Raw genomic sequence first — 17936 nt, 5'->3', positions numbered from 1 at the left:
ACTAGAAAGCCTGTCTAAAAAGGATACGCACAAGGCCGCCGGACCAAGCCCGGCGGCCGAGAAGGCGTTACGCGCGCCCGTAGATGTCCTGGAACCGGACGATATCGTCTTCACCCAGGTACGGCCCGCTTTGGACCTCGATCATGACGAGGCTCAGGATGCCCGGATTTTCAAGCCGATGTCTGTGGCCTGCAGGGATGTAGGTGGACTCATTGGTATTGACGAGCAGTTCCGCGTCGCCATTCACCACCTTTGCCATGCCGCGCACGACGATCCAGTGCTCGCTGCGGTGATGGTGCATTTGCAGGCTCAGGCTCGCCCCCGGCTTCACTTCGATGCGTTTGATCTTGAAGCCGTTGCCTTCCTCGAGAACGGTATAAGTGCCCCATGGCCTGTGCACCGTGCGATGCAGTCGGTAAGCCTCATGACCATTGGTCTTCAACTGTGAGTAGATCTGCTTGACGTCCTGGGCACTCGACTTGTGAGCGACCAGAACGGCGTCTGGGGTATCGATGAGAATTAGATCGTCCACGCCGACCGCGCCCATCAGCCGGTCATTACTGTGGATGATGCAGTTATGAGTGTTATGCAGGAGCACGTCGCCCTGGATCCGATTGCCGTTTGCATCCGGTTCGTCCAGATTGCCCAGCGCGGTCCAGGACCCGATGTCACTCCAGCCGACATTGCATGGAACGACGGCAATTTGATCAGACTTCTCCATGACGGCGTAGTCGATCGACAAGTCCGGCACCAGCTTGAACGTCTCCGCGTCCAGCTCCAACTGGGTAAATCCCTTGCCTTCAGCGGAACGCGATTGCCCGGCGCAAGCGGCGGTGGCGTCCAAAATGTTAGGGCAGTGCAGTTTCATCTGCGCGAGCATCGCGCCCGCTGCAAAGCAGAACATGCCCGAATTCCAGAGGAAGCGTCCAGACTCCACATATTCCCGAGCTACCTCGATCGACGGTTTTTCGACAAAACGAATCACCGTGTAGCCTTCCGCCTCAATGTAGCCATAACCCGTCTCAGGACTGTCAGGATGAATGCCGAAGGTCACCAGCTTGCCGGATGCGGCCAGTTGGCTCGCCTTCCGCACAGCTTCTTCAAACGCGGGCTGGTCCGCGATTACATGATCCGCCGCGAGCACCAGCATAAGCGCGTCCGGACCGTGCTTCTCGGCGACTTGCAGTGAGGCAATCGCGATGGCAGCAGCAGTATTGCGTCCGCAAGGCTCCAGTACGAACGACACCGGAATTCCGGTCGAATTGACCTCACGGAATTCATCCTGCGTGGCGAACAGGAGTTCGCGGTTGGTGACGGTCAAAATTTCCGTCAGTCCTGAAAGCTGCGCGCCTCGCAAGAAAGCCTTTTGCAAGAGACTCTGTCCGTCCGCCAGGCGGATAAACGGTTTCGGGTGGAGTTCACGCGAAACGGGCCACAATCTAGAGCCAGCACCGCCGCAAAGAATGGTCGTAATTAACTGCATAGGCGTCCCTTAGTAGGTCTCTTGGCTTTTCGCCGTAAATATGCTTATTGGTCGAAGGACAAAGTCAGACGCACTTTCACTGTTGAGCGCCGCGGGTCATCACTTAAGACCGCGTACGCGCGATATAACTGTGGAGCGGATTATGATGGGAAGTTCCTTTTGCGACCACCGCAGCCTGCGTCTTTTACTAAAACATGGAATTGTGTGCTGAATAGTCATTCAGCGGTGCGGCCAGTGGGCGTTGACGAAGGGTGCGAAGCATTTTTAGATCCAGCGGGGCAGTGTGACGTACCGGTTAACGGATCGATAACTTGCCAGCCTCGCGCGGCCAAACGTCCGGCGCGTGTCGCGATAAACAGGCCGGGCGAAACTCGCCGGGAGCTTGCCGCATCGGTTTTTCGCGTCAACACCCTTCGCTGACCAAGCGGGAAGTATAACAAAGGCAACTAGGGGCGGGCAATTCTGGGCGTCCCGTTGACGTTGCATTTCAATCAGAAACGTCTCAGTTTGTAACGAAAAAATTTGGTTTGCTTCACTGGGGGATCTCTTTGGCCGAAAACTTGCTCCTGTGGCAATCCGCGCAACGCCCGCTCGCACCATTGCGCAAATCTTTCTAAAATTGTTACCTGCGGTAAAATCCGTCGCCGTACTGGTCAGTAGCCGATGCGTTCGTGCTTCGGCTTTGCATCGCTTGTTGGCTTTCGCATCGCGTTTCCGTGGTCCGTCAGCGGCGCTGGTACGGACCGAGTGTTGTTTTGCGTGGTTTTACATATAAAAACGAAAGCGCACGAATGAAGCTTTTAAAGCTTTCGCGAGAGGATCGTCGGGCCGCCCGTGCCTGGGATCAGCCGTGCAATAGGACTTGAGAATGCACATTGGATTTGATATTTCGCAGACCGGTTCCGGGAAGGCCGGGTGCGGTTATTTTGCGCATGCGCTGGCCCACGCCATGATCAACATCGCGCCTGAGCATAATTTTTCGCTGTATCCGAGTTTCGGCGATTTCTACTTCGATGCCCTGATGCCGGTCATGAATCCGTATTCAGGCAAGAGCGTTGAGTATGGTCCCCGCCATCTCACGCGAGAGACCGCACGCGCATTCTGGACCAGCACGGATGCGGAGCGGTCAATCGGCTCGCCCGATGTCGTCCATTCGAATAACTTCTGGTCGCCGCTGCACATGACCTCCAGCCGGCTGATATACACATTCTACGATATGGGTTTCCTCATCGACCCGACGTGGACCACCGAGGCCAACCGGCTCGGATGCTTCGAGGGCGTCTTTCGTTCATCGGTTACGGCCGATTGGGTAGTGGCGATCTCCGAAGCATCCCGTGCGCACTACTTGAAGGTCTTTCCGCATTTCCCGGAAGATCGAATCCGCGTGATCTATCCGTGTTCGCGCTTCGCAGATTCATCGGCGGTGGGAAAGCGTCCGAAGGCGCTCGACGATATCCCGGCGAAGGGCTTCTGGTTGAACGTGGGTACGGTCGAGCCCAGGAAGAATCAGCGGCGTCTGGCGCAAAGCTACGCTAACTATCTCGAGGCCGGTGGCGTGCCCATGCCTCTCGTGCTGGCCGGTGGCAAGGGCTGGCTCATGGAGGATTTCCAAAAGCATCTGGCCGAGCTTGGCATTGAGGCGCAGGTCGTGATGACCGGCTATGTGACGGACGAAGAGCTGATCTGGCTATACAGGAACTGCTACGCAAATCTTTATCCGTCACTATTCGAGGGCTTCGGATTGCCGGTCCTCGAAGGGATGCAGTTCGGCGCGCCGACCATCACTACCACCTCGAGCTCGGTGCCCGAGGTAGCGGGCGATGCTGCAATCCTGCTTGACCCCGAGGACACAAACGGCTGGACCCAAGCCATGCTCCGACTTGCAGCCAATCGCAACGAGCGGGACGCGTTGAGCATTGCATCCGTGAAGCAGGCTGCGCAGTTCGACTGGCAGCGCAGTGCCGGAGATTTGCTGCGGCTCTACAAAGATGCCGTAGCATCGCCGAAACGACAGGTAACGAAATGAGAGCACTCGTTACCTTTTAGCCGATGCGGCTTGATAGACTCTTGCAGAAATCCGTGCAGCAAGGAGGATTGTTTCCGGCCATTCGCGAAAGCGGCCTTTCGGGATACTGCAGAACTGAGGTCTATCGATGCTATGTATCAGTACCAACGCCGCCAGGTCCTATCGTCTCTCGCCTGCGTCCCGTAGCATCAGCGGCGGCCGTGAAGGGCGTCCATGAGCGCTGCCGTCCTGGTATCGGGCGCCAACGGATTCGTTGGGCGTGCAGTAGTAAAGGCATTGATCGAACGGGGCGATGACGTCATCGGTCTGGTGCGGCGTGCGCAATCAGATATGCCGGGCGGACGTGAATGGGTGCTTGACGGGGACGGTTTTGCCGGCATCGAGGATAGCTGGCCTGCCGGCTACAGATGCGGCTCCGTCATTCATCTCGCCGCCCGCGTGCATATGATGCAGGACACTGCTACTGATCCGCTGGCTGCGTACCGGGAGACCAACGTCATAGGGACTTTGCGGCTTGCCGAAGCATCCCGTGCGGCTGGCGCCCAGCGTTTCGTTTTTGTCAGCAGTGTCAAGGCGATGGGCGATAGCGATCATGGCCGACCGCTGCGCGAGTCCGACCAACCCGCTCCGAACGACCCCTACGGCGTGTCCAAATTGGAAGCCGAGCAGGCGCTGCTTGCGTATGGTCGTGAAAGCGGTCTGGAGATCGTGATCGTGCGGCCGCCCCTGGTCTACGGACCCGGGGTGCGAGCCAATTTCTTTCGGTTGATGCGCGGGCTCGCCGCAGGTGTTCCGCTGCCTCTCGGCGCAATCCCCGCGCGGCGAAGCATGATCTTCGTCGGGAATCTCGCCCACGTTCTGATTCAGTGCGCAACAGACCCGCGCGCTGCCGGCGGCACTTTCAACGTCACGGACACCCACGACCTCACGGTAACCGAACTGGCTCGCATGCTAGCGGCCAAGCTCAACGCGCCCGCGCGGCTCTTGCCCGTTCCGGCATCGTGGCTTCGATTCGCGGGCGCTCTGACCGGCAAGACAGAACAAGTGGAGCGGCTGATCAGCAGCCTGCAACTCGATACGAGCCTGGTTTGCGAAGCGCTGAACTGGCACCCGCCTTATTCGACTGAGGAAGGTCTGTCGTTGACGGCGGACTGGTATCGCTCGACACATTGAGACAACCGTATGCAGCCAGATTTGTCACACGCCGGTACGGCGAGCGACGCTTTCATTTGCGTACTGATAGGCGTGTGCGTGAGCGCGGCCATTTTGTGGGCGTTACTTAAGACCGGGCTGGCGTGGCGTTTGGCCACTGATATCCCGAATGACCGCTCTCTGCACACTCGTCCCACGCCACGGGTAGGTGGATGGGGTGTTTTGCCGGCGCTGGCGCTGGCTATTTTTCTCTACGCACCAAATTTTCGCCTGATTGCTCTCGGCGCTTTGTTGCTTGGCGTGATTTCTCAGATCGATGACCGGCGTGGCCTGCCTGCGCGCGTCCGATTCGGGGCTCATGTAGTCGTGGTTGCAGCGGGCATCGCGTTGAGCGTTGTCGGGATCGCTTGGTGGATGGCAGTCCTTGCCGCTTTCGCTTTGGTTTGGGTGGTCAATCTTTACAATTTCATGGACGGTTCTGACGGCCTTGCAGGCGGCATGACCGTGTTCGGTTTCGGTTTTTACGCCGTTGCGGCGGCAGTTTTGCAGCCAACGCTTACCGTGGCGGCTGCCGCGGTAGCCGGCGCAGGATTTGGCTTCTTGATTTTTAACCATCATCCGGCCAAGATATTCCTAGGCGATGCAGGTTCTATCCCGCTTGGTTTCCTGGCGGGGGCGCTGGGCTTCTGGGGTTGGCAGCACGGCGTCTGGCCGATCTGGTTCCCCGCCGGGGTGTTTGCGCCTTTCGTCGCCGATGCCACCATGACCCTGGCGCGCCGTCTTGCGCGGGGCGAAAAGGTATGGGTCGCGCATCGCGAGCATTATTATCAGCGTTTAGTGAGACTGACTGAAAGCCACGTTCACGTGGCTGTGGCGTATTACTTGCTCATGTTGGGCAGCGGCTGCGTAGCGCTCTTAGCACTTCGCGTGCCGCCAACGGTCCAATGGACCTTGTTCGGAGCGTGGTACGTTGTCCTAGCCTTGGTTGGCTGGCAGATCGACCGCTGTTGGCGGCAATTCATCCTCACTCAAGGTAACGATATCGATGCGAATTAGGCCTTCGTTGCTTTCGATTGCAGCATTCGGCTTCGACCTCGTGGCTGTTGCCGTGGCGTGGCTCGCTGCATATGCGCTGCGTTTCAATGGCTCTGTCCCCGACGATTTCTGGCACGGCGGCATCAACGCGCTGGTGTGGGTCGTAGTGATCTACGGGCTGATGTTCCGTATCTTCGGGCTGTATCGCGGCATGTGGGTGTTTGCCAGCCTGCCCGACCTCATGCGAATTTCCAAGGCGGTCGCCAGCGGCGCGCTGATCGTGATGATCGGTGCGGCCATGCTGCAACCTTCGCCCATCATTCCCCGTTCTGTGTTGATCATGTCGCCGTTGCTGTTGTTCATGGCGACGGGCGGATCGCGCGCGCTTTATCGGGCGATCAAGGAGTTTTATCGGTACGGCGGTTTGATCAGCCAAGGCAAGCCAGTAATCGTGCTCGGCGCGGGTACGGCGGGCGCGAGCCTGGTGCGCGAACTCGCACGTTCTAGCGAATGGCGTCTGGTAGGTCTCCTTGACGACGACCCCGCCAAGCGCGGCCGCGAAATCCTCGGCCACAAGGTGCTCGGATCGATGAGCGAGTTGCCGCTCTGGGCTGAACAACTCAAGGCCGATACCGCAATCATCGCCATCCCGTCGGCATCGGTAGATGCACAGCGGCGCGTCGCAACCATGTGCGTTCGCGCGGGCGTCAAGGCGATGGTGCTGCCCGCGCTCACCGCGCTTACACAGGGCCAGGCATTCCTCTCACGGGTTCGCCAGATCGACCTGGAAGACTTGCTGGGCCGCGAGCCTGTGAAGATTGACATGCCACATGTGGAGGCATTGTTGCATGGGCGCGTGGTGATGGTCACGGGGGCAGGCGGGTCGATCGGTTCGGAGTTGTGCAGGCAGATCCTGCGCTTCTCGCCGGCGCAACTGGTGGCCTACGACCTGAGCGAATACGCGATGTATCTGCTCGTCGAAGAATTGCATGAGCGGTTTCCGGATCTGTCGGTGATCCCGGTGATCGGCGATGCGAAGGATTCGCTGCTGCTCGATCAGACCATGTCGCGCTTCGCCCCGCATATCGTGTTTCACGCGGCCGCGTACAAGCACGTACCGTTGATGGAAGAGCAGAACGCGTGGGCGGCAGTGCGCAACAACGTGCTGGGCACGTTGCGCGTGGCGCGAGCAGCGATTCGTCATCAGGTCGGCCATTTCGTGCTGATCTCCACCGATAAAGCCGTCAACCCGACCAACGTGATGGGCGCAAGCAAGCGCCTGGCCGAGATGGCCTGCCAGGCATTGCAGCAGACAGCTCCGCGCACGCAGTTCGAAACGGTGAGATTTGGCAATGTGCTGGGCAGCGCGGGCAGCGTGATTCCGAAGTTCCAGCAGCAGATTGCGAAGGGCGGCCCGGTGACGGTCACGCATCCGGAGATCACGCGGTTCTTCATGACGATCCCCGAAGCGGCGCAACTGGTGTTGCAGGCGTCGAGTATGGGCCGTGGCGGCGAGATCTTCATCCTGGATATGGGCGAACCAGTGCGGATCGTGGATCTGGCGCGCGACTTGATCCGTTTGTACGGATTCTCGGAGGAGCAGATCCGGATCGTGTTCACGGGCTTGCGGCCGGGCGAAAAGCTCTACGAGGAGTTGCTTGCCGACGATGAAACGACCACGCGCACGCCGCATCCGAAGCTGCGGATCGCGCAGGCGCGTGAGGTGCCGAATCACTTCCTCGATGAATTGCTGCCGTGGCTGATGCAGCATCGTGTGTTGCCAGATGATGAAGTGAGGCGTGACCTACGGCGCTGGGTTCCGGAGTATCAGACGACCATGCCGCCGGTTTTGCAAAGCGTTCAATCGGTTCGAGGCTGAATACACTCGCACGTGCGAAAGTTCCGTTAATTACTTACTTGCGAGTAGTGAGCGTATTTTTGAATTGCACTGCTGCGCGACTCCCTCAGCCTGGTTGGCGAAGTGCGACACATCCAAATGTCTGATCGTTGATCCGCCCGCTCGTGAGAATCTCGCCGGTGCCGGTAACTTGCTGCCCTGTGAACACGGTCAACGCGCATGCTCGGATCGACGGTGACCGCTACAGCGGAAGCTCATGTTCGCGCAGCGGCTTATCGCGTGCACGATTTGAGCGATCGCGACTCTTTCGTTTATCGTATTTTATTGATGTCGAGCGCTGCGATCGATCACGTAATACGGCTGTGATCGGAAATCGAGCAACGTCATCACAGCCACTGTCAGACAAGCAACGGTAACGCATGCTAGTTCGTGTTTCCTGGACCATTCCTGATACGGTCGCGAGGGCTGCCGTAGCGGCCGACGTAAAGCCGAAGACAATTCCGGGCAATGCTCTATCGCCTCAACGTGCACCGATCCCTCGTGCACAATTTCATGTTGCTACATTCAAGGACGACACCGCGCCGGACCTTTAACGCGCTATGGGCGCGCCACCGGGCTTGTTCGGCCAGATGTTGGACGACGAAGAGATGGACGTCAATGTAACGCTTGCGTATCACAGGCGTTGGCAAGCTTTAGCCCGAAAAGGGATGCGTTTTTCGGGGGCTTTCTGGGAAAGTACCTTCAACATGTTGGACGCACCGGTTCGTCACCGGCCCGACGAGACTCGCTTCCGCTAAAATTGATCAGGTGTGAGTGCGCATCTTTCCAGCCTGCACATGCGTGAGCGGTGCCCGTTCGTGCGATTCCGGTGCCACGCGAACTTTTCCACAACGACGGCTAAGGTTCCTCGCGAGCGTGCCGATAATCCAGTTACGCTCGGGATCGGTTTTGATGAACTTTGGCTGGTGTTCGCCATGCTATTAACTTTTCGTTGTGAAGATCCCTGCCATTCCATCAACTGCTAAATCGTTGCAGTCATCACGTTTTGCGTCACGACATACTGTTTTTGGCGAAGTTTTGTGCGCACTGTTCTCAGGTGGCAGTTCTCCAAAAACATGAAATTTAGTCTTAAATTCAATTGGTTATCCACAGAGATGGCTTATAAATCAACCTTTAACAGGATGATTTCCCGTGCCCTCGCAAAGTTGAGAACACCATCCTTTATGCCGCTTCCGGTCGAACTAGGTGCCGGCGATTTGATGTCCTGTGCGTCGTGTTCGCGTGCCCTGACGGCGGCGTGTCGTCCCCAAACAGGCTGTGAAGTTGACTTTTCTATCGACATCCGTTGCAGGCGGGCTAACACTTCACGCGCTGATCGCCGTGCGCACGCGTTTGACCTCTGGAAAACACCAAAATTTAAAGCATAGTCAAAATGAAACGTTCAAAAACCACGCTAAAAGTCCAGAAATTTTCAGCGCTGCAGCTTGGGAGGATCTTTCCGGTCGGAATTCGGATCGGCCTTTGGACGACTCGGGCCGCGGCAGCAAAGAAATTAGACGCCACAGCGCCAGAACTTTCACGGGGCGTGCAGGTCGCGGCGCTCCCGAATGAAATTTTGGATTTGTTTTCGGCCGACGACATAACAGATTACGTCGCTCGGAAGCTTCTCGAAACGATAAAGAGCGACGGCTTACCAACGGTGCTAACCCGGGCAAACAATCACGCCGTACATTCTGATGACCGAAGCGCTGCCGCAGTGATGGCTGCGCTGCGAGCGCGCCCACTAAAACGGCAAGTCCGCGCAAAAAAAACGTCTTCCTATGCGGCCCTCACAACCTTCCCAGAAACGACTCGCCGTGATGTTGACGGCGTCCGGAAACGGCTGCCACTCGATATCGCGCGACAGTTCAAGGACGGGAAGGCGCGTGGTGAATGGTCGACAATTACAGAGGGTGCTAGGCGCCTCGGATTTCCGAGAACAACGGTCAGTCGCGCTTTATCAATCGATGCGTTACCGGAATACGTAAAGAAACTGCTGCCACGAGAAAAACTCACGCTCGCCGTCGGCGCCGAACTTGTTGAAATAAAGAACGACATTGGCATTAGCAAATTACAACGAAACGCATACTTGACCGAGGGGTGGTCCGCCATACGGCCAGTGCGAGTTATTCTTGACGAGTTGGCGATTGGCGGCACAGCATCACCCGAAAAAATCAAAATTCGAGTCAGGCAAGGGTACCAAAACCAATACCTGAAGATTGAGTGCAGTCATATGATCGTTGTGTCGCGATATAGGAAAGAGATTGAAGCGATGATTAGGCGCTTGATCCGGATGAGGCGCGATAAGCGGGATGAATCGGAGCTGTTTTCTGAAGATGAGCTCGCCAAATTTTATGACGTGTTGCCGAAAGTTCGTAGAAAGTCCTAGATCTCACATTTAGAAAATCACGACGTGCTGCCTCTCCTAAATTCTGTCGCTGCGAAGCGAAGCGACGCGTCGGAGACGAGCATTTTCATAGTCAACTTTTTTCAGCTTACAACTACTGTAAGTGCTTATCTGAAGACGACTCTTCACATCCGCTCCGAACGGCGACATGCCTTGCCGACCTGTGAGAGCGAACGCAAGCACTCCAGAAGCCTCTTTCGACGAGTTGCCGATTGTGGCAATGCGTCGTCGCGCGCTATGACGTCTTAAGCGGCGAGTACCAAAATGATTGTCGCCGTCCAGTTTGCAAACTCGCTACTGATGGGGCGAAGCTCGCCGACCCAACCCCTGCCTCACGTTTGCGATAGATCATCCGAAACGCCGTTAGCTCCTGCGTCGTTGCCGGTCACGCCACAGATGCTCGATACGCTCTGCGCGCGCAGGTTTTGTAGCCGCGTGCGTGTGATGCTATGGCCCGTGGGCTCTTCTTCGCGGGTGAGCAGTCGGTACAAAGCCTGCCGCGATATGCCCAGGGTCTGCGCCGCTCGAGTTTTATTGCCGCCAGCGGTGATGAGGGCCCCTCTAGCTTGCTCGACGGTCGTGATCGGGGCGGTTGTTTTCGAGCGAGTTGAAAACGTGGAGAGGTAAACACTCGCCTTCTGAGTGCAACTGTGACCGGCCGTCTCCATGATCCGTTTCATCGCTTTGCGATGTGTTTCGAGGTCCGGGCGATTGTCCATTTTTTTTACCGGCGCCGGCACGCCCGTGAGGCGCTCATACATCTGTTGCAGGTATTGGTGCCGCAGCCCCTGGCTGGTAATGCCCAGTCCCCGATGAGTGATTCCGTGTCTCGCAAGCACGGAGTAGTAACGATTGCGCCATTGTGCTTTCGTTCGATCAGCGGGCATGGTCGACCCGGTGAGATCATTGGACAACAGTGCTGCTTCGGCCAGTACATCTCTCTTCCAGTCGATTGGCACCTCGCGGATACGACCGCCTTTCGTCCCCCGCGTCACGTCAAGCATGTGGCCATCGCGGACCGCTTCAATCGGGTTGAGCATAAAACTTTCTGCGACACATAGACCAAAGGTGGCTTGCAGCTTCAGTTGGATAGCAACATACGGATCAGCGCGAGCGATCTCCTCGATTTTCGCGAGCGCATCGACGTTGTGCGCTTCCCATGACTTGTCCTCGGTCGCTACATACGAGCGTACAAGGCCATTCGACTTGCGGTCCGCGTAGTCATCGAGCGGTCCGACGAGATTCGGTTTTCCCATCCAACTCGCGAATGCACGAAAATACGTCAGCTTGTTCTCGATCGTTCCTCCGCTGTGCCCACATTTGACCCAGTGGTCGACCAAAAATTTCAGATGTTTCGCTTTCACGTTGTACGGCGATACCAGGACGTATCCATTCTCATGCAGTTCTTCGAAGGCCTTACAGATGGCAATCATTCGAGTTTCCTGCGTCTTAATCATGAGGGGCTTGTCACTGATGCGCGTGCGGCTATGTGCGCGACTTACGTTATCAAGGAACAGGCGCTCCAGCGCTCCGGAAAAATCCGGTGGCAAATGGTAGCGACTAAGCGTGGCACGAACGTTAAGAATTTCGATCATATTTTTTCAATCATTTAGATATACGAAATAAATAAATTTTCAAATTACATCTCTGATGGCTAACAACCTCGGTACTCGATTAATCAATATCCCTCGACATCAGTCAAAATTCTTCGAATAACGAGCCTCTTGTGTACGCTATAAAATTAATGCCGGCTCTCCTGCCTTTAGCGCCCCCGGGAGTTTCGTTCGGGGGCGATCGAAGCGACTCAACCCGACGCCACGGCACGAGCGAGAATGTCGAACCGTTTGATGGAAAATCGACGGCATATTTTATGCGCCTACTAGCTCCAGTATTAGGGCACCTATCGGCGCACGATTGACTTCGAGATGGGTCGGTTCAGCGAGGTGTTTGTAGATACTTTTATTTTCTGTAACCTCAGTGATTACCGACGGTAATCGCGGACGGCGATAAAAGTCACACTCCAAGCGACAGCTCTGTTGGCTCCGCCATTACATTCATGAACTATCAAGTTTCATGAGTTAAAACCACCTTTGACCCGCCAAAAGCGCGCGATGTAGAGAGTCTATATCGCGTGGAGCGACGTGCGGAGTGAAAAGCTCACAATTTGCATAGGGCTTTCGCTCGAGCGTTGTGTTTCCCACGATGCAACCCCTGCTGGCGAATTGTGCAATGGGCACGGAGGTAGCGATTTTGAGCTGACGGCGGGCCGCAAAGAAGACGGTAATCCGGGACAGTGATTTTATAGGTCTCCGAACAAATTCTTAAACCGCCTCCGATTTTTCCGGACACGAATTTTGGGGGTAAACGTGTTTCTGGAAGCGGAGTTGAAGATGCTGATCCGCCGAAGTGAAATGGTGGTCGGCCAATTGGAAGAAGCAAGTCGTCTTGCCCTTGTTGCCCTGCAAGCCGGTGGACGCCATTTCGCGCGAGGTTTCGGTAACTATATACCGGCTCGAAGCGAAGAATGGCGCGAGCATGCCTTGGCTGGTATCGATGCTGGCCTCAAGGAGCGCGAGAATGATCCCCTGGAGGCGAAGCTTGGCGAGGCGACCCGGCGCATTGGCGAACTGGTCATGTAAAACGAACTGCTGCGCAAGGAACGGCAGGTCCGACATCCTTGGTCAACCGGAGGTCGTCGAAATGAGGCGAACGGTCTCCGCTGGTATCGGCAAGCCCTACGGGTTGGAGCGAGTCTATCGGGGCGAGGATTCCCGCGTTCGACGATCTATGCCGCTCGTGCGCGCGCGTCGAGCAACGTGGTGCCACTGGTGGCGCAGCGGCCCGGCCCGAAGCCAAAGATGCCCGACCGACCTTCTGAATGCGATCAGGGCCGATCTGGCGGCCTCGCCGTTTATCGGTGAGGGACACGCATGGTATGGGCGCAGTTGCGTATCCTGCGCGATATCTGGGTCTCCCGCGCCCGGGTGCTGCGTCTGATGCGGGAGAACGCCTTGCCCTCGCCACATCGGCGCCCCCAGGGCAAGTCTGCACAGCACGACGGCACGATCACGGCGAGCCGCCCGAACGAAATTGGGGGCACTGATGGCGTGCGCATCGAGACGGTGGGCGACGGCTGGGTCTGGGTGTTCTCCGCAGTTGATCATCGCGACGCCTGCTGCGTCGGCATCCATGCGGTCAAGACCGGCAGCCGTTTCGCCACCCTGCAGCCGATTGCACAGGAGCTGTTGAGCGAATTCGGTGGTACAGGTGCCGATGTCGGTCGCGGCCTGACGCTGCGCATGGATCACGGTTCGCAATATACGGCCGATTACTTCCTCAACCCGGTCAGGTTCTGGGGCGTCACGCCGAGCTTTGCCTTCGTTGCTGAGCCACAAACGAACGGCGTCAACGAGCGCTTCGACCGGACCGTGAGAAATCGGGCCATTCATGGGCGCGTCTTCAGAAACCTGGAGGAAGTTGGGGCCGCGGTCGTCGCGTTCAAGGATCGTTACAACCGCCACTGGCGACTCGAAAAGCGGCGCTTCACGTCACCCCACGAAGCCCGTCAGGCGGCCACCCTCAAAGAGGCCGCTTGAGTTGCAAAACCGTGTGCAGAAAATCCGTGCCGGTACAGGCAATAAGCCATCATTCCGGCATGGCCTAAACTCAGGAGCCCACAATGTCTTCTCTTTCATTCGTGCGTCGTGTCACCAGCAATCGGGCGGAGCTGGCATTTCCCTTCGCAGCTTTTGTCTTGCTCTGCGCGACCGTGAGCTACCACGCAATGACCGATCCTCGGTTTGTCCGGCTCGCAAGTCGGTAGGCGAGTGCCGGACTGGAGAAGCATTTCGATGCGTCGTGGACCAGCGTCGCAAATATTTCGAAAAATCGTGCGGATCGTGCGGATTTAGATATTCAGGAAATCAACACCTAAACATTTGAAAACAAAAGATTTTCATCTATCTGAGGCCTCAGTTTTACAGTTCAACATGTTGAACGCTCCGCGGGGGCGCCAGCTTGTGCTCAAGCCGACGGAGCCTCCACTGCGGACGCTTGCCAGCGCTTAGTCGAACACAATTTTGAGCGTCGGTGGCTCAATCCCAAACGTCCCCGTGGCATAGCTCATGGCTGTTTCGCGAATATCGTGATTGTCAGGGTCTCCCTCCTCCTGGTTGCACGACCAAATGTGAGCTGCGAATTGCGAAACGGCACCTGTCCGCTACGGAATCGATGTGCGCCTTCGATATCCGTCGCCAGACCGAAGTGATACGGCGATTGCAGTCCGAGTTGTCGACGAATTACCAACACACTGGGACCGATGGCCAGGTGATACGACCGGACCACGACGCCACCTGTTACCACGCGGCGCAATACAAGCCGCTCGGCCGCCTCTTTCGTTATGTCCATTGCACGCTCCAACTCTCCCCGTATGCATAGCCAGCGTCCGGGCATCAGCCACACCCCCGGCGCAGCGCGGCCGCCGTATTTTGCATTTCGTATCCGTTGCGCTGTACGAGAGCCGCTCGGGAGCCCATCTCCGTGCCGCGTCGATCGTGCTGCGCGTCCCCCGTCGGGTCCCGCCATCCGATCCGCTGGCGGCTCCGCCTGATTAACACACCGCGCGGAAGAAACGTGCCCTGACCCATCCCCACTCGCTACCTGCGAACGGCCCACCCCGGTGCGCGAGCGTAAGCCGGCAGGAGCAACCGCGTGACGGGCAAGCTCGACATCAAAGTAACAATCGATGAAGACATATTTCCTGATCTATACCGCAGGCTGATAGAGATTGCCAATCCGCGGCGCGGGTCGGCGTGTTCAAGCGGCTTGCTGACGATCCCGTGCGCTACTTTGGCAGTACCGTACCCGGTCCAGAAGCGGGTCAACCCGCTACGCGATCGCCGTTTGAACAGGAATCTGAAAATCCAACGGGAGCGACGGTCGCTACTGAGCATGGGTCCACGCGTATTTCGCCGGCAATCGACGTGGGCCCGGCCTGCGATGACGCACTGAGTCGCTTTCAGGCCGACGCGATTGCAGGCCCGTTTGCAGGTTTTTAGCGCTGCACGTCCGGATGCTTGACTTCGCACGGGACCTGCCAAGATGAGTTATCGGCATCGAGATTCGGTGCCTTCTCTAAAGGAGCCTTACATGGAACTCTCGCACTCGCTCATGCAACTCGATTGGAGACGCGCAGCGCGATTCTGGCTGCTGGTTGGCGCCGCAGTTTCGGCCTGGAACGCTGCCGTATTGCTCGGCCGCACATTTGCAACCCACCGTGCGAGCAAGTAATGCAAGAGATCGCCGTTGCACTCTGCAATCGCTTTATGGCGCTGCCCTTTGTGGTTCGCCGCGGGATTCTCGGCGCGGTGTTCTACCTGCTCATGGCCGTGAGTTTTCTCGGCTTCGGATACTCGGATGCCGGCAAGTGGATGACGTTGCTTTTCTTCGCGGCTTGGTCGTGGGCGTGGAACGTCTGGAAGCTGTACGTGATTTTCCTGAAGGGCTTCTGGATCTTCATGAAGTTCTGGAACGTGTTCCTGCGGCACTAATAACGCGATTCGTACGGGTGAAAAACCCCCGGCAATGCAGGTGATGCGGTTCAGTTAGTGCGACAAGAGAATCGCGTAAAGGATTGTTCCATCTGGTTTGGGCCAGAAGAGGAACCGGCTGTTCCGTCAGTCGTAACCTAGGTGCATGCTGAGTTGGTAACGACCTGGTGTGAAGCCATCAGCCTGCGCGCGCTTTCATGTGCGAGTGCCGCACGTTGCCTGTCTTCGTCGCGTGGGAGTTGGATTACGCAGGTGCGTTCCTTGAGGTGGAACGCCGGGTCGCTTTAAAAAAATGCTCCCAAGGACGCCGGTAGTTAGCGCATAACGAAAAAGCCGCACCCTTGAGGGTACGGCTTTCGTGCTTGATTTTATCAATCAAAACTGCTGCTGCGCTCTAGAGGTTCACGCGCTACTTCTGATCTCGTTCTCGTTCCGACCTTCGGCCATTGCGGGATGTCCATCCGAAGAAAACCGCAAGAATGACAGCAAACAATATCGTAAAGATTGAGGCGCCCATGGTCAGTCTTCCTTGATGCAATAAAAACCGACTGCTGCTAGAAGCAGTCCAGATACCGTCAGACTGGCCGTCTGGGCGATCGCCGGTGCGGTCCAGTTCACCGTGCAAAGGGCGCTGAACGCGGCTCCCGTAAGCGACGCAGCGCTCAGCATATGGACGAACCGACCGTTTTGCTGCCGCTGATCCTTTGATGGGAAAACCAGGGACCGCAAGGCGCTTCGACGCATGGGGTTATTCCCACTAGGCGACGTAGCACGGAACCCGCCGTTTGCATCGACCGCTACAACGAACACGCGACCTTGGCACTCGACACTGAAAGTTGATGATGTTTCGCTTTTCTCCATCTCGTTCATCACTTCTCTTAACCGGGGGGGAACTAAAACTTCACCGGTTTGTACATCTAGCGACACGCGGTCCATGATGATCGTGCCACAACGATACTCAATTTTTGCATCGGCCATTTTCATCGATTACCTCCCTCTGTTTCGTTGTGGTTACCGACAATGCGCAGAGAGCGCGGCGGTGACGCGTAGTTACTGAGTGATTCAGCCAGAGTGGCTGGCACATGCCGATCGCGCCCCCCAAGACATCCGAGCGCCCGTGCGGAGTGCTATAGCCAAGCGCATCGCCAAGGCGCTGTGGCTTCTGCTCCACATTGCCGAGAAGCGAACGGATGCTGAGAGGAACACGAAGTACAGCATCAGACAGGGAAGCACCGAAGTGTGCCGGTGGCCCGATGGTTGCGCTCACGCGTGTAGATAATCGCGGGTCCTCACCGACGTGCTGGGTGATGCCGTGGCCAGAGCCGTAACACACGACCGCGATCGCGTGAGCGCCAGCGCGATCCCCGTGTAGCATGTTTAAAGTTTTCATGATTTAACCTCAAAGAAAACGAGGCGGTTCCTTGCGGGAACCGCCCCGCAAGGGAAGCGTCATCTTGAAGGAATGACGCCGTGGATCAGTGGGCAATTGGGAAAACCGGCCCACTGGGGAAAAATTCGATTGATGGTTTGCTGTTATTCATCAATTTTCATGACAAGTGAAGCTCCGGTGTGCACTCGGTATAAGCTGTCCAAGCCCTTATAAGCACGCATCATCCAATAGAAAACGCGTTCAATCACGGTGGTGCCCGAGCGCATATGAGCCGGAAAGCACGTTCGTTCAGACCAGTCGCATCGGTGGGGGTGACGACGCAGGTGCGCTGTCCGAACACTGCAAAACAGAGAACAATCAAGCGCGTTAATCGTTGCCGGACGCCGGCTGACAGCCGTGACCTTCGTGTCGGCGGCGGGGCAAGCTTGCCTGCGAACTGCGAAGAACGGCCATGCGAGCGATCGCACACGCGACGGAAAAGACCGCGACTACAGTGCGAGCGTTTTGTAGAAGATCGGTCGCACGTTCGCCATCCGGCCGTGTTCGTTCGGGAGGCGTTTACGCGAAAACGCATTGAACTAAAAGTTGCAGGGCACGTGAGCCGTCACTGCCTAGGAGGCCATTGGGCGGCCCATACTTGAGATCAGAAGGGCAGGACGCGTGGCGCATTGCGTGTCGAGAAGCGTCTTGCGTAACAGCGAACAAGAAAAGAAGCGACCAGCGAGCTGGTCGGCTTGGATCGATGCGCAATGGCGCGGGAATGGAGAGAGTCTACGGCGCGGTGGGGTGGCACGGGAATTGAAAAGCTCGCAATTTATATAGCTCTTTCCACGCGCGGTATTCCGATGATGGCGGCTGATTGGGTTCAGCTATGACCTTTCTGACTCACACCGTGTGCTCACGTCTTCTTACGTTGACAGCCTTGGTATTTCTCTGGCTCCCATGAGCCAACTTCTCGATCCGCCCGGCGCTGATCCGCATGCCGGGAGGGCTGGGG

Annotated in this window: 12 protein-coding genes and 1 pseudogene; 9 read left to right on the top strand and 4 right to left on the bottom strand. The window is 57.1% G+C overall.

All coding sequences use genetic code 11. The annotated features are described in order from the left end of the window. Nucleotides 1–67: 67 nt before the first annotated feature. Nucleotides 68–1483 carry a mannose-1-phosphate guanylyltransferase/mannose-6-phosphate isomerase gene (locus tag ACSQ36_RS15465; protein WP_436182548.1) on the bottom strand — a complete coding sequence of 472 codons (1416 nt, stop codon included), beginning with the start codon at nucleotides 1481–1483 and terminating at the stop codon, nucleotides 68–70. 868 nt (nucleotides 1484–2351) lie between these two features. Here ACSQ36_RS15465 and ACSQ36_RS15460 point away from each other — a divergent pair. From ACSQ36_RS15460 to ACSQ36_RS15440, 5 genes are all read left to right on the top strand, one after another. After that, nucleotides 2352–3509 (top strand): glycosyltransferase family 4 protein, encoded by a 1158-nt coding sequence (locus tag ACSQ36_RS15460; RefSeq protein ID WP_436182547.1) that lies wholly within the window; start codon nucleotides 2352–2354, stop codon nucleotides 3507–3509. 213 nt (nucleotides 3510–3722) lie between these two features. Beyond that, nucleotides 3723–4682 carry a UDP-glucose 4-epimerase family protein gene (locus ACSQ36_RS15455; RefSeq protein ID WP_436182546.1) on the top strand — a complete coding sequence of 320 codons (960 nt, stop codon included), beginning with the start codon at nucleotides 3723–3725 and terminating at the stop codon, nucleotides 4680–4682. Nucleotides 4683–4691: 9 nt separating this feature from the next. Continuing rightward, the gene (locus ACSQ36_RS15450) at nucleotides 4692–5717 is read left to right on the top strand and encodes an MraY family glycosyltransferase (RefSeq protein WP_436182545.1); all 1026 of its coding nucleotides are present in this window, start codon (nucleotides 4692–4694) and stop codon (nucleotides 5715–5717) included. Beyond that, nucleotides 5707–7575 (top strand): polysaccharide biosynthesis protein, encoded by a 1869-nt coding sequence (locus ACSQ36_RS15445; protein WP_436182544.1) that lies wholly within the window; start codon nucleotides 5707–5709, stop codon nucleotides 7573–7575. The genes ACSQ36_RS15450 and ACSQ36_RS15445 overlap by 11 nt, the downstream gene beginning before the upstream one ends. A 1411-nt stretch (nucleotides 7576–8986) precedes the next feature. After that, complete coding sequence (locus tag ACSQ36_RS15440; RefSeq protein ID WP_436182543.1) at nucleotides 8987–9982, top strand: hypothetical protein; 996 nt, start codon at nucleotides 8987–8989, stop codon at nucleotides 9980–9982. Between the two features lie 494 nt (nucleotides 9983–10476). On the opposite strand, the pseudogene ACSQ36_RS15435 reads toward ACSQ36_RS15440, so the two are convergent. Next, a pseudogene (locus ACSQ36_RS15435) lies at nucleotides 10477–11595 on the bottom strand (helix-turn-helix domain-containing protein); the annotation flags it as partial. Between the two features lie 789 nt (nucleotides 11596–12384). On the opposite strand from ACSQ36_RS15435, the gene ACSQ36_RS15430 reads away from it, so the two are divergent. Both ACSQ36_RS15430 and ACSQ36_RS15425 read left to right on the top strand, forming a co-directional pair. Then, nucleotides 12385–12639, top strand: coding sequence for a hypothetical protein (locus ACSQ36_RS15430; protein WP_436182542.1), 255 nt, complete (start codon nucleotides 12385–12387; stop codon nucleotides 12637–12639). A 291-nt stretch (nucleotides 12640–12930) separates the two neighbouring features. Continuing rightward, entirely contained in the window at nucleotides 12931–13596 is a 666-nt protein-coding gene (locus ACSQ36_RS15425) for a transposase (RefSeq protein WP_436182541.1), read from the top strand. 526 nt (nucleotides 13597–14122) lie between these two features. On the opposite strand, the gene ACSQ36_RS15420 is transcribed toward ACSQ36_RS15425, so the two are convergent. Further along, nucleotides 14123–14407 (bottom strand): hypothetical protein, encoded by a 285-nt coding sequence (locus ACSQ36_RS15420; RefSeq protein ID WP_436182540.1) that lies wholly within the window; start codon nucleotides 14405–14407, stop codon nucleotides 14123–14125. 741 nt (nucleotides 14408–15148) lie between these two features. Here ACSQ36_RS15420 and ACSQ36_RS15415 point away from each other — a divergent pair. Together ACSQ36_RS15415 and ACSQ36_RS15410 are read left to right on the top strand one after the other, a co-directional pair. Continuing rightward, nucleotides 15149–15289 (top strand): hypothetical protein, encoded by a 141-nt coding sequence (locus ACSQ36_RS15415; RefSeq protein WP_436182539.1) that lies wholly within the window; start codon nucleotides 15149–15151, stop codon nucleotides 15287–15289. Further along, nucleotides 15289–15549, top strand: a complete 261-nt coding sequence (locus ACSQ36_RS15410) for a hypothetical protein (RefSeq protein ID WP_436182538.1) — start codon at nucleotides 15289–15291, stop codon at nucleotides 15547–15549. Before ACSQ36_RS15415 ends, ACSQ36_RS15410 begins: the two co-directional genes overlap by 1 nt. Before the next feature lie 519 nt (nucleotides 15550–16068). Here ACSQ36_RS15410 and ACSQ36_RS15405 read toward each other — a convergent pair. Beyond that, nucleotides 16069–16533 (bottom strand): hypothetical protein, encoded by a 465-nt coding sequence (locus ACSQ36_RS15405; RefSeq protein WP_436182537.1) that lies wholly within the window; start codon nucleotides 16531–16533, stop codon nucleotides 16069–16071. Nucleotides 16534–17936 lie beyond the last annotated feature (1403 nt).

This window comes from Caballeronia sp. LjRoot34, from assembly GCF_964253815.1.
In the GTDB taxonomy this organism is placed as follows: Bacteria; Pseudomonadota; Gammaproteobacteria; order Burkholderiales; family Burkholderiaceae; genus Caballeronia.
The sequence above is the reverse complement of the archived record's forward strand: the minus strand, read 5'-3'. Positions and strand labels throughout refer to the sequence as shown.

Excerpts from the sequence above, each read along its gene's own strand:
- ACSQ36_RS15465 (WP_436182548.1), bottom strand. The coding sequence starts at position 1,483 with ATGCAGTTAATTACGACCATTCTTTGCGGCGGTGCTGGCTCTAGATTG.
- ACSQ36_RS15460 (WP_436182547.1), top strand. The coding sequence starts at position 2,352 with ATGCACATTGGATTTGATATTTCGCAGACCGGTTCCGGGAAGGCCGGG.
- ACSQ36_RS15455 (WP_436182546.1), top strand. The coding sequence starts at position 3,723 with ATGAGCGCTGCCGTCCTGGTATCGGGCGCCAACGGATTCGTTGGGCGT.
- ACSQ36_RS15450 (WP_436182545.1), top strand. The coding sequence starts at position 4,692 with ATGCAGCCAGATTTGTCACACGCCGGTACGGCGAGCGACGCTTTCATT.
- ACSQ36_RS15445 (WP_436182544.1), top strand. The coding sequence starts at position 5,707 with ATGCGAATTAGGCCTTCGTTGCTTTCGATTGCAGCATTCGGCTTCGAC.
- ACSQ36_RS15440 (WP_436182543.1), top strand. The coding sequence starts at position 8,987 with ATGAAACGTTCAAAAACCACGCTAAAAGTCCAGAAATTTTCAGCGCTG.
- ACSQ36_RS15425 (WP_436182541.1), top strand. The coding sequence starts at position 12,931 with ATGGTATGGGCGCAGTTGCGTATCCTGCGCGATATCTGGGTCTCCCGC.
- ACSQ36_RS15420 (WP_436182540.1), bottom strand. The coding sequence starts at position 14,407 with ATGGACATAACGAAAGAGGCGGCCGAGCGGCTTGTATTGCGCCGCGTG.
- ACSQ36_RS15415 (WP_436182539.1), top strand. The coding sequence starts at position 15,149 with ATGGAACTCTCGCACTCGCTCATGCAACTCGATTGGAGACGCGCAGCG.
- ACSQ36_RS15410 (WP_436182538.1), top strand. The coding sequence starts at position 15,289 with ATGCAAGAGATCGCCGTTGCACTCTGCAATCGCTTTATGGCGCTGCCC.
- ACSQ36_RS15405 (WP_436182537.1), bottom strand. The coding sequence starts at position 16,533 with ATGAAAATGGCCGATGCAAAAATTGAGTATCGTTGTGGCACGATCATC.